Source organism: Ruminiclostridium hungatei, assembly GCF_002051585.1.
In the GTDB taxonomy this organism is placed as follows: Bacteria; Bacillota; Clostridia; order Acetivibrionales; family DSM-1351; genus Ruminiclostridium; species Ruminiclostridium hungatei.
Map to the genome: position 1 here is coordinate 83234 of NZ_MZGX01000013.1, position 12284 is coordinate 95517.

General features: G+C 45.8%; 9 protein-coding genes. 1 reads left to right on the forward strand and 8 read right to left on the reverse strand.

Features of this window, described 5'->3' with window-relative positions; genetic code table 11:
* Positions 1-885, reverse strand: a complete 885-nt coding sequence (locus tag CLHUN_RS10915; RefSeq protein ID WP_080064628.1) for an ABC transporter ATP-binding protein — start codon at positions 883-885, stop codon at positions 1-3.
* A gap of 1 nt (position 886) precedes the next feature.
* Positions 887-1552, reverse strand: coding sequence for a TetR/AcrR family transcriptional regulator (locus CLHUN_RS10920; RefSeq protein WP_080064629.1), 666 nt, complete (start codon positions 1550-1552; stop codon positions 887-889).
* A gap of 179 nt (positions 1553-1731) precedes the next feature.
* Here CLHUN_RS10920 and CLHUN_RS10925 point away from each other — a divergent pair, with 179 nt between their 5' ends.
* Positions 1732-1998 (forward strand): hypothetical protein, encoded by a 267-nt coding sequence (locus CLHUN_RS10925; RefSeq protein WP_242656497.1) that lies wholly within the window; start codon positions 1732-1734, stop codon positions 1996-1998.
* A gap of 182 nt (positions 1999-2180) precedes the next feature.
* Here the strand turns inward: CLHUN_RS10925 and CLHUN_RS10930 are convergent, their stop codons facing one another.
* From CLHUN_RS10930 to CLHUN_RS10955, 6 genes are all read right to left on the reverse strand, one after another.
* On the reverse strand, positions 2181-2483 hold the full coding sequence (locus CLHUN_RS10930) for a hypothetical protein (RefSeq protein ID WP_165755729.1): 303 nt from the start codon (positions 2481-2483) through the stop codon (positions 2181-2183).
* 70 nt (positions 2484-2553) lie between these two features.
* Positions 2554-2943 (reverse strand): iron chaperone, encoded by a 390-nt coding sequence (locus tag CLHUN_RS10935; protein ID WP_080064630.1) that lies wholly within the window; start codon positions 2941-2943, stop codon positions 2554-2556.
* Between the two features lie 331 nt (positions 2944-3274).
* Positions 3275-7000: a S8 family serine peptidase gene (locus CLHUN_RS10940; protein WP_080064631.1), complete on the reverse strand. Its 3726-nt coding sequence runs from the start codon at positions 6998-7000 to the stop codon at positions 3275-3277.
* Between the two features lie 214 nt (positions 7001-7214).
* Complete coding sequence (locus CLHUN_RS10945; protein WP_080064632.1) at positions 7215-7670, reverse strand: hypothetical protein; 456 nt, start codon at positions 7668-7670, stop codon at positions 7215-7217.
* A 12-nt stretch (positions 7671-7682) separates the two neighbouring features.
* The gene (locus tag CLHUN_RS10950) at positions 7683-9722 is read right to left on the reverse strand and encodes an endonuclease toxin domain-containing protein (protein ID WP_242656498.1); all 2040 of its coding nucleotides are present in this window, start codon (positions 9720-9722) and stop codon (positions 7683-7685) included.
* Between the two features lie 85 nt (positions 9723-9807).
* Positions 9808-11928, reverse strand: coding sequence for a CHAT domain-containing protein (locus CLHUN_RS10955; protein ID WP_080064633.1), 2121 nt, complete (start codon positions 11926-11928; stop codon positions 9808-9810).
* Between the last annotated feature and the right edge of the window lie 356 nt (positions 11929-12284).

Below are 12284 nucleotides of genomic sequence, written 5' to 3' on the forward strand. Positions count from 1 at the left end.
TCAGGCCTCCTTTTCATAATAGTGCATGAATATTTCTTCAAGGCTTGGTTCTTCAATCCATATATTCTTCAATTCCGCCTGGCTTATTTTTCTGAGTATGGTATTTACATTCCCCTTGAACAGGAAGCTTATGAACTTCTCCTTCAATTCAAGATTACTTACACCGTTTATTTGGAAATGCTCCTTTTGGATATCAGAATCAAACTCCAGCCGGAATTTCTTATAATTGTTTTCAGTGAGATTGCTCATGGTTTCAAGCTTTATTATCCGACCCTCCTTGATTATTGCCACTCTGGTGCACATTCTCTGAACCTCGCTGAGCACATGTGAAGACATGAAAATAGTGGCACCCTTCTTGTTTTCCTCTTCCAGCAGGTCAAAAAACTTTTGCTGCATAAGAGGGTCCAGGCCGCTGGTGGGTTCATCCAGTATTATGAGCCTGGGCTGGTGCAGCAGAGTCTGAACAATGCCTACCTTTTTTTTATTTCCAAAGGACAGGTCATCGACCCTTTTTTTCAAGTCCAGATCCATTATTCCGGCCAGCTCTTTTATTCTTTTGCTGCAGTCCTTTTTGTAAAAGCTTGCAGAGTAATTAAGCACGTCTATTACCTTCATCTTGTCATAATAGAAGACTTCCGACGGAAGATATCCTATTTCCCTCGCTATCTCAGGAGCGTTTTTTATGCAGTCCATTCCAAATATTTCCGCACTCCCGGCCGTAGGATATATCAACGATAACAAAGTCCGTATGGTAGTGGATTTCCCGGCGCCGTTGGGACCGATAAAGCCGAAGACTTCCCCCTCTTCCACATTAAAGCTCACATCGCATATGCCTCTTGCCTTTCCATAGGTTTTTGTCAGATTATTTATTTCAATAACATTCATTTCACTGTCCCCCATCCTTATAAAACGCAGTTTTTAAAAGCTTCATATAATTGTCCAGTTCCGCCAGCATTTCATCATAGTCCCATTTGTCCATGGGCACATGCCTTAACTGCCAGGTAAGCTTTTTAGTAAGACCCTCGTCCGCCCAGTTTATTATCTCCAGTATCCTGCCTGCTTCCAGTCCGTCCTTGAACCTTGACGTATCAATTCCCTCATACATTATGCTCTTGCCCAACTCCATCAGTTTTTCATTTTTTCCCTGGATATCATTTTTTATCTCAGGGGATTCATCTATAAACGCAGTTGCCACAAACTCGTAAATCGGGGGGTGTAGCTTGGAAATTTCTATCTTCTGCAGTATGGCCTGCCTTCTTCTCTTGAAGACATCCTTTTCTTCAAAATCTATCTTGTGCAGTATCTCTTCCTTCAGAACGCCCAGCGCATAGTCATACAGAAAAAGAAACAGGCTCTTTTTATTCTTAAAATAGTGAAAAAGCGCACCTTTGGATATGGCTGCCTCCTTTACCATATTGTCTGTGGAAGCATTTTTGTAACCCTGAAGTGCAAACTCCTTCATTGCCCCATTAAGAATCCTTTGTTTTTTTTCCTCTTCCAGCTTTAAAAATTTTGAATATATTATACTTCCCTCCTTTGAATCAGCTTTCACACTTATTGACCAGCTCGGTCAATAAACATATTATATTCCCATTGACTCATGTGGTCAATACATCTTTGTTCCAGAGCACAATTTGTTGCTGTGTTGTTCCTTGGGGGAATATCATATGATACAATGGTTTAAACTATCAAAAAATGTAAACAGAGGTGATTGTCATAGCTGGAATAGATGTGAAGGTAAGACTTAAGGAAAATGTAACTCCGGAAGAATTCTGGAGAGCCACCTACAACAGTGATACTAATCTTGGTTTAAGACTCATACCTAACTTTGAGAACATGAAAAAAGTCCAACTCAATGCAAAGCTGTATAAATTGGGCTCTTTAGAGGTAGCAATACCTGTAGCCTATTTTAACAGTGAAAAAGAGACAGTGGATGACGATATCATTGAATACAGTTATATAAAGGATAGCAAGGAAATCTGGGCCATTGTGGAGTAAGTCAATCACTGCCGGCTGAAAAGCATGACTCAGAGCCCACTTGTTGGCTTTTGAAAGGCGAAGGCTTGAACCCGCTAATTGGCTTCGGTAAGCGGGCAAAAAATACGGATTTTTCAATAAAAAAGGGCGCCAGGACAAATACATGTAAATCAGTATTATATCTGCTGCGCCCACTTGTTTTTCTATTTGTCCTTCCTGCCGGAGGATTTTCTCCTGAACAGTGACAAACCTCCAAAACCTCCGATTATGGAAATATAGAAACCAAAATCATACCACCAGCCGGCATTCGCCACCTCGTATACCCTTATATTCCTGTCGAACAGTCCTATTACAAGGGACACGGGTGAAATCCAGCCATGCCATATTCCCCAGAAAAAGCCGGCAGGCTTTGCAGCGGTATACGTGCCGTCCCCGGGAACACAGCCTGTTAACGCAGCCAGCATCAACGCTGCAATTGCTGTTAAAATCAATAATTTTTTTCTCACAAAAGACCTCCAATATACACATGCTTAACATGTGCAGCATCCTATTCTAATTTATGACCGGGCTTTGATTTTATTTCTTCCTTTTTGGTATGTTTTTTGACTTCACCTCATTTTCTTCAGCCCTGAACCTGACTATTTCACTTATCAGGTCAAAGGGCATGGGCTTATGAATGGGAAACTGTACGGAGCCCTTGGCCCACTTGTATTCGGACAGCCTGTCCTTAAAAGCCTCAATTCCGCTGGGTGCCGGATAAAAGCCTATATGTCCGGAATACGCTGCAAAGTGTACCAGATTTCCATTGAGAACAAAAGTAGGCATCTGATAGCTGATTTTCTCCTCTGCTCCGGGTGCTGCCTCCCTTATGCATTGCCTTATATCCTGCAGCAGCTTTTGAGTATTTTCGTCAAAGCGGGAAATATATTCATCTATGGTTGTTACAGTTTTTGAGCTTAAATCCATTAATGTTCCACCTTTCTCATATCTGCCTGAAATTTTTCATGGTTCTCTGATTTCCCGTGGAAAAATATATTATAGCCCAATTATAACATTTTTATGGAATACCTCAAACTTTTAGAAAATAGCTGCCCCAAACATTCATTAAAACGAAAACGGCTCATCAAAGGGTAATTTACCACAGCCGTCAATCGGCATTCCTGCCACTGCCGCGCCAAAGCCTGCTTTATAGCCGGTTTTATGATAAATTATCTCTGATGAGCCATTAGTTGTAAGTTCTAGAAGTGACAGACCACTAGTGGTCTGTCACCTGCAAACAGCACCCAGGGCAATTAAATCACTTTATCAAAGGCCCCACAAACCTGCTGTCCAAAGGATTCACCAGGTAGGAAACATCCATGAGCTTTTCATAGGAGAAGCCCAGGGCAGTTACTTTAGCCAGGTACATCTTGTCGTTTGTAAAAGGAATGAGATGGCGTACTATCTGACCACTGGAATTCACATACAGATTTTCGGTATATTTTCCGCCTTCCCTGTGTGGATCAAGTGATATGACCACATCGTAAAGCGTTAAAATATCTCCCTCTTCCCCAGTCACATATTCATACAGCTTTTCGGCATTATTAGTAAAGAAATAAGTTGTTCCGCCGGCAGCCTTAATCAACTGGTACAGGGATATATCCTTTCCGGTACCCATGCTCTCAACTTTATCTTTATAGGTTGAACTGCCTACTCTTATACTCGCTCCGTAGTCGGTGCCATCAGTGGCTTCCGAAATAATTATGGAATAGTATGAGGTCTCAAGACTGTCGGCCAACTGGCGAAGCACATCAGTAAAGAGGACAAAGCCTCCCGATACATAGGCACCTGCCTCATGGAAATCATTATAGTCGTCGGTGAGTGAGAAGCCTCCGATAAACGAAGTCCAACTGAAATGGGTCTTGTCCTTGTTTATCTCGGCAATCACTGTCCTTGCCTTATCTATGGTAGGTATTCCGGTGAAAGCCTGATCAACACTTATGGGATACCTTACCCCGTTAAAGTTCACATAGCCGTATGGGGACTGTGAGTCGGCAGGCAGCAGGTCATAGGTGTAGTTCTGTTCAGAAACCTTGTTGACCAGTCTGGTATGGACCTTCTGACACACTTTGCACTTTCCGGTCTCAATTCCGTTACGGGTTGCCGTTGGTGCAACCGTCAGTACATACACATAGTCATGTCCCTTTTCTGCCGTACTTCCCGAGGGTATAACTTCTGTTGAAAGAACCTTTTCGCAGATTGCACACCGTGCCTCCTGCACGCCTGTTTCCGTACAGGTGGCATCCTTTGTAACAATATAGTTCCCGTTGAAGGTGTGGTCAGCCTCAGGCAATATTTTTGACTCGGGTACCAGACAGCCCTCCCGGGTACATCTTCTTTCCTGGATGCCCAGCGTCATACAGGTTGCCGCCCTGGTGGTCTCCCATGGCCCGAAAAAGTGTCCCAGCTTGTCAAGAGTAACGGTTGATACTGTTTCTCCGCATCTGGTGCACTTGCCCACCTTCGTTCCCGTCTGCGTGCAGGTTGGCTCCTTGGTGGTAATATATGAGCCATTAAAGGTATGAGCCGTGGCAAGGGGAGCAATACTGACGGTGGACACCACGGCGTTACAGGTGGTGCATCTGCCCACTTTTGTCCCCTCCTCGGTGCAGGTTGGCTCCTTTGTCGTAGTATAAGAACCATTGAAGGTATGCCCTGTTGCAGCTATGCTGCCGGTTTCGGTCGAAGTACAGCCGCTTCTGGTACAGCTTCTCTTTTGTGAGCCCTCAGTTGTGCAGGCGGCTGCCCTGGTTGTGGTCCATGGGCCATAGGCATGTCCCAGCACCGGAATGGTTACGGTTGATACGGTTGTTCCGCAATTTATACATTTACCCACCTTGGTGCCTGTGGTGGTACAGGTGGCTTCCCTGGTGGTGGTGTAGGAGCCGTTAAAGCTGTGGGCCGTGGCCAGGGGAGGAATACTCACAGTGGACACCACAGCGTTACAGGTGGTGCATCTGCCCACCTTCGTACCCGCCTCGGCGCAGGTTGGTTCCTTTATTGTGGTATAAGAGCCGTTGAAGGTATGTCCTGTTGCTGAAACACTTGTTGATTCACTGGAATAGCAGCCGCTTCTGGTGCAGCTTCTCCTTTGAGTCCCCGCACTGGTACAGGTGGGTGAAACAGTGGTTGACCAGGAGCCATAGGAATGTCCCAATGCATCCAGTGTTACTGTGGAAACAGTGCCGCCGCATTTGGTGCATTTGCCTGCCTTCGTACCGGTTGCCGTACAGGTGGGCTCCTTTGTTGTGGTGTACGACCCGTTGAAGGTATGTCCTGTTGCAGCTATTGATTTAGATTCACTGACAGTACAGCCGCTTCTGGTGCAGGTTCTCTTCTGGGTTCCGTCTGTGGTGCAGGTGGCGGCAACCGTTGTAGTCCACGAACCTAGCGAATGTCCCAATGCATCCAGTGTTACTGTGGAAACAGTGCCGCCGCATTTGCTGCATTTGCCTGCCTTCGTACCGGTTGCTGTACAGGTTGGCTCCTTTGTTGTGGTGTAGGAACCGTTAAAGGTATGTCCTGTTGCCGCTATTGATTTAGATTCACTGGCAGTACAGCCGCTTCTGGAACAGGTTCTCTTCTGGGTTCCATTTGTGGTGCAAGTGGCGGCAACCGTTGTAGTCCATGAACCGAAGGAATGTCCCAATGCATCCAGTGTTACTGTGGAAACAGTGCCTCCGCATTTGGTGCATTTGCCGACCTTCGTGCCGGTTGCTGTACAGGTGGGTTCCTTGGTGGTGGTGTAGGAACCGCTGAAGGTGTGTCCTGTTGCTGAAATAGTCTGTGTTTCAGTTCCGGAACATCTGGAGCAGGTTCTCTTTTTACTTCCGTCACTGGTACAGGTGGCCGACTTGGTTGTGGTCCATGACCCGTAGGAATGCCCTAATGCCGGAATGCTGACTGTGGAGACAGTTGCTCCACACTTTGTGCATTTACCTACCTTTGTTCCTGCTGCTGTGCAGGTAGCATCTTTTGTAGTTGTATATGAGCCATTAAAGGTGTGCGCGCAGGTGGCTGCAGCATGCAATATGCCATTTCCGGCACGGTCCGAGACAATGCTCTTTTTTTCTTTTCCGTCAGTCATTAAGCTTCTAAGTTCCCTGGAGGATATGAAAGGATTTATTTCCAGGTATTTGGCTGCAGCCGCCGTCACTTGTCCGGTGGAATATGAAGTTCCTTCCTGTGAGGCAAATGCATAGATATCTACCAACTCTCCATAATTTGAATAATCGGCTATTTCGGATTTCTCATCCAGAGCACCTACCGAAATAACGGTGGGATAAGCGGCAGGAAACGCCGGTTCATTACTTGCTCCGTTGCCTGCGGCTGCAATCACCAGGATATTGTTTTCTTCCGCTTTTTTCAAGGCAGCTTCCAGGATAGCTGAGGCCTCAAAGCCAACACAGCTAAGTGAGATAATGTCTATATTCTCTTTTACCGCCCAGTCCACACCCTGTGCAAAACTGCTGTATGTACCCTCATTGTTGTTGTTGAGTATTCTTACATCATACAGTTTGGCAGCAGGTACGATTTCCTTTATAACTGCAGCAACAGTGTTTCCGTGACTGCTTGTGATTTCCCTGTCTTGTGCGAAGGACACACCTCCTGATGTATCCACATCACTGATGCCGGAGTCGAAAATGGCGATTTTCACTCCATGTCCGGAAGTACTTTCAACTTCACATTCAGTACCGAGATTGTGTTCATGTTCATACTCACGTTCATGTTCGCGCGGAAGGCCAGGTTCATGGGCACAATCAGGCAGGTGTCCATTTGTGCACTCATTCTCCTGCCGGTGCATCTCCTCACCTTCGTGCGGTTGTGTGCACACTCCTTCATGTTCCGGGTGTGAAGTTGCTGTTACTGCCCTTGACTGCCCGGTGGGATTCTGAGCACCTGCAATGCTTTGTGCTCCCGGGGAAAATCCCAACACCATTGAACCAACTAAAATGGCCGCAATAATGCTTCTGATTTTTCTCATTAAAAAATCCTCCTGTGAAATTATTTACAGGAGATATTATACAGTATATTGTAAATATTGGCAAATTAACCTTAATATTTTATTTTTTCGATTTTTTTCTACATTATTTTACAAGTAGAACTGTTTAATTCAATAAAACCAGCTCTTGAGTTTCATTAATCAGTATTAACTCCATATTATCCATATTATCAGATGGGCTACGCATTTAATCATTTTACGGCAATCCTGCACCAAGCTTTTCAAATGCATTTTGCACCGCTTCCCCGATTTGCAGGCTGCCGGCATTGATTTCAAGGCTCATCCTGGGATATTTTTCGCTGTTGGGGCGGTAGGACCCGTCGGGATACCGCTGCAAAGGCATAATATTATAGCCTTTTTCGGTATCCAGGAATATCATGGCCGATAATCTGTTCTTTGAAAACTGTGAAAAGCTCTTTATACCGGTTACAATTTCATAGACCTTGACAAAATCCTTGGAAGCTTGAAAAGGCTCACTGGCACAAACCTCAAAGCACTCCTTGATTTTCTGGCCGATTTCCAAGGCTCCATAGGGTTGATTTAAAATCACAGGCTTATTGATCTGGACCGAAACACCAGTCTCATCCTTTGCATTTGGAAGGATCAGCATCTGACCCCGGCTGTCCTTATATAATGTAACTCCATAGATCATCTTAACACTCTCCTATTGTCCTATGATAATTTTAAAACCTATTTCCAGTGAATTGGCATATTCCTTTGCCTTTATTATAGCCTGAATTTGTTCCATGGACAATTGCACATCGGGAATAACCAGTTCAAGTGCCTTTGAACTGAAATCTACCCCCTGGAAGGCACTTTTTCCCCCATAAGTGGCGCCATCGAATCTGCTGAGCTGGTATACAAAGCTATTCAGCTTGCTCAGAAGTGCAGAGCTATTCTGATAGGTTGCTGCAGCAGTATCCAGGCTTTTTATACTGACCGCCACTTTGTTTTCCAGTTTGTCTATGACAGGAAAGTTATGCCCCAAACCGTTGCCTCTGAGCTTATCAATAATATTCCCCCGTTCCAGCCAGCCTTTAAGCCAGGTGTCCTTCGGCAGTGTCACAACCTCGTCGGCCATCTGGGCCGCGTTGGTCATACTGCTCTGCTGGGCGAGCGTTCTTGCCAATGTCCCTGAGGCAAACATTCTAAGGGTGTTCCCAAGTCCGAAATATGCAATGCCCTGGGCCACAAGTCCAATTTCATAAAGTCCAATAAATACAAGTCCCGTCAGCACCATAGGCAGTACGAAGCTAATCAGGTCATGGGGCATACCGTCATTCCGGGTAAGCAGTACACGGGCGTCGGATATTACCTCCGAGAATATGTCCTTCCAGGTTCCGGGCCTGCGGTCTGTCACCTTCCAACCGGTTACTGTTTTTGCATAGTATACCGGTTCCTTTCCTGTCAGTCTTTTATATACGTCATTTATCAAAGCCTCACTCTTGCCGTACAGGTAGTCCTTAACCCCCTCCGGATCAAAAAGGAACAGCAGTTGCAGCTTGTCGGCGGACAATTTCAGCTTCCTGTTATGCTGTAACTTTTCAAGGAAGGGCCTATGTGCGCTTTCAATGACTTCCGCGGCCTCCCTGCTCCTCATTGCAGAGGCAGTGGTCTGCATGCTTTTCAACATCTTCATTACATCCGTACCGATATAATACCACTTTATCTCATCATCCTTGAAGGTAATACTGTCGCTTTGTTTTCCAACACCCAGGTTCATTCTTCCAGTTCTCACTGTTTTGTCGAAATCTTCCCTGGAATTGTTCATTTGACTATTCGGCCTGCGCTGGATGGTGTTTCCGGGTGACTGTCCCAAGCTCTGCCCGGCACCTGCCTGTATGCCTACGCCCAAAGTGCTCTGTGTCTCACTCCGGCTTACCGGCCCGTTTCCCGGACTGATGCTTTTAACACCTTCCTGCAACGCCCTGCTGCCCATTATGTCGGCTTCTCTTTCCAGGCCGGCATCCTCATTTACAGAGACACCGGTTTTCATCTGAAGAGTGGGCTTAACCCGTCCCTGCTTTTGCTGTACCGCGTGCCAGCCCTCATGCGGAAGGTGCTGCTCCTGTCCCGGTTCAACATAAATGTCACTGCCCTGAGTATATGCAAGAGCACCTACCTGCTGTGGCTTGTGGGAATCCCTGTGTACGGTGACATCTGACAGATCGGTTCCCGAAAGCCTTTCAAGTCCCGCTCTCAAGTGGTCAGGCATATCTGTTTCCGACTGTCCGTTTGCGGGAGCGCTGCTTTCGCCCTGCTTCATCTGTATGGCCTTTTGATCATTTTGCCCACTTTGTACACTTTGCTCATTTTGCTGCTTTTTCCCCGGTATCGCCCCCCGCCTGAGTTCTCCGTATGTCCCGGGCTTTGCTTCAGTTCGGCTTTGACCATATCTGCCTCCGGTCAGGGTGCCTGGAGTATTTTCAGGCAGTGCACCCTTTTTCATTCTTTTACGCTGCCTCATATCTTCCATTAAAGCCAAAGCCTCACGGTAGCCTATGGCTTTTTGCAGTATAATGAAGTCCTCATATGTAATCGCATCGGGATTAATGAGCAGCATTTGCATTATTTCCCGGTAATCCCTGGCCTTTGCGGCAGGGTTTTTGGGCTCGGAAGTTATGGCAGAAGACTTGTTTTCTCCCTGCTTTACCCCTTCACCTACAGACCTGTCGGTTTTCTTTTGCAACACCTTTGTCTGCATATCTCCACTCCCTTAAAAATTTGCTCATAAATAAAGTAAATTTAAAAGGACTTTTAACATCCGGATTTATAATTTTATCGAAAGTCTAGAGAAATATTTTCTTTTGGCTGTATTCTTTAATCACATCATTTCTTATAAAGATATTTTCAGGACAACCGGTGAACTGGTAAAATACCGACTCGGGAAAATAGCCTCCGGACTTCATAACCGAATCAAAATATTCACCCATTCCGTCTCTGTCAGCCAGCTCCCTCAGTATTTTTTCGCTGTCCTCATATATATGTGCGGCTCTTAATCCGCCCGCGGAAACTTTTTGCTTGAACTCTGCAAGGGGAAAACTTCCGCTTGCATTTTTGGTGTTGGCCCAGATTTCCAGCCGGGAGGGACGTGTCGATTGGGAAGCTGTTATTTCATGGACTGCATTTGTGGACACCACATGGCTCCATATGTCATCCAAGGTGCGCATATTGCTCCACCCCTTTCTCACCTCTATTATTTCCGCAAACAGTCTTGCAATAAGCACGGCATTCCTTCTTACATCCACGGGTACAAAGGTTCCAAGTACGGCCCTTGCCCCCGCCCGGATGAACAAATCCCCGGCAGAGACCACACCCCTTCCCCTTGGCGTCACATGGCATGCACTTAAAAGCACCACCGGAGGAACCCGGATATCATCCTCCACCATCCATCTTTCGCCGCCAATATTCAGTCCCGCCATATTGCTTCCAATATCGTAAAAGCCATGGGAGGAAACCAGCAAAATGTCGGCATCCGGGTGCATAGCCAGCATTTCCTTGAAGCCCTTCACTGAAGATATCTCCATAAAATGCAGCTCCATATCCCCGGCTTTGCCTATCATGTCTCTCAGTGCCGCTGTCAGCCCGTCACAGTACGGCCTGATACCGTCTGTACTCTCCACGCACTCTGCAACCAGCACCTTGCACCTGCTCCCCAGATATATCTGGCTGTCCTTGTGCATTTCATACTGAAAAGCTTTTGTAAGAGGGGTAAGTGGCCTTAAAGTAATTGGCTTCACGCAGCACAAGGGGGCGGAACAGCCCGGCAGAACAGCCACTCCAATAGGAAAATCCGAGAATACCGTTATCTGCGAAACATGATTTAAGATATTTATGTCAAAGGGTTTCAGGCTATTGTTGAGAAGCTTTCCCAGCCTGCGAAGAGTACGCCATATAAACCTGTTATCTATCCTTCTGATATTCTGGTGCTCCGCAGCATGCTTGCAGTGTTCCTCCAGCTTGGCCAGTTCCAGGTACATTTCCCGGGGAAAAAAATCCAGATGTATGTACATTGCATTTTTGGCAAGAGCCCTGTGATACCCCAGTATTTTTACAACTTCCTCCTCATTCTCAGGAAGTTCCCTGCTTCTGCCCATAACCTTTATCTGATGGGACATAGTGCCCGGCATGGTTATAACCAGGGGCATACCATAAAAATTGCTGTTTTCTCTTATGAGCTTTTCAAGCAGCCTGCCATACTCCTCTTCTTTATTCCCTATAGCTTTGGCCAGGTCAAGAATACGCTTATGCATGAATATGCTGAAGTTATTGCATTTTTTAGCATCCTGAAATTCCTGTATTTTGCCGAATACCCTCTCGAGAAATCCAAATTGGTTGGCCAGGGGAATAAGCGGCAGGATTCCCCGCTCCACCCTTTCGGTGAGACGGATTTCCTTTTCGGCGGAGCAGGGTTCAAACTCCTTTACATATGTGGTAATGTGTTTGCATATCCTGTTCCAATGTTCTTTTAAAAGTTCACTTGTAAGCTGGGATACTTTTACAAGGCCCAAAAGGCTTTCCGGGATGCCCGGGTCCTTTTTCAAAGTATCATACAGCCTGTCCTCACATATAATCAGGGTGGCATCCTGGATAAGTCCGTTATATATGCTTTGCTTTTCCCCTGCGTTTCTGCAATAGGGGAAGGGGATTATATTATGGGGCTCGTCGTGGCCGCTCAATACAAGGTCAATATCCATGGAAACAACATCAAAACCCATCCTGGGCAGGTGGAGTATGTACCAAAGGGCAGGTATTATGCCGTTCAGCTCAGTGTCCCACAGATGCGCGGTGTCAGAGTTGAGCCTGCTTTCCGCCTGCACTATGGGCCGGTAGTCCTCTTGGAATTCTTCCGCCTCGAATATGACATAGTAGTTAAGTATAATAAGTCTGTACTGTTCCTCATAATCCATATGCAGCCTCTTTCCGGAGCCTTCAGTCTCCCTGTTTTACACATTTATCCAATCATATTGATTTTATCATAAAAAATAAATCTTCAATTAAACTATTTTATTGTAAATTTATAGTTGTTTTAGTATAATCTATAAAAACAAGACAGTTATGTATACTTGCTACAGTTAGTTACCAGGAGGGTCCTTAACAGATTAATCACATAAATTAAAGCTAAAAGAGAACAGGTTATGGGCTATGAGCATCTTAAATAACCAAGGTGTTCACAGCCCATAATACGTATTAATTTCATCATTTAAATTGCCAGCATTGGTAATGACAGTGTAAAAGGATTGACTTACCTCCCGGGGTGCCGTTG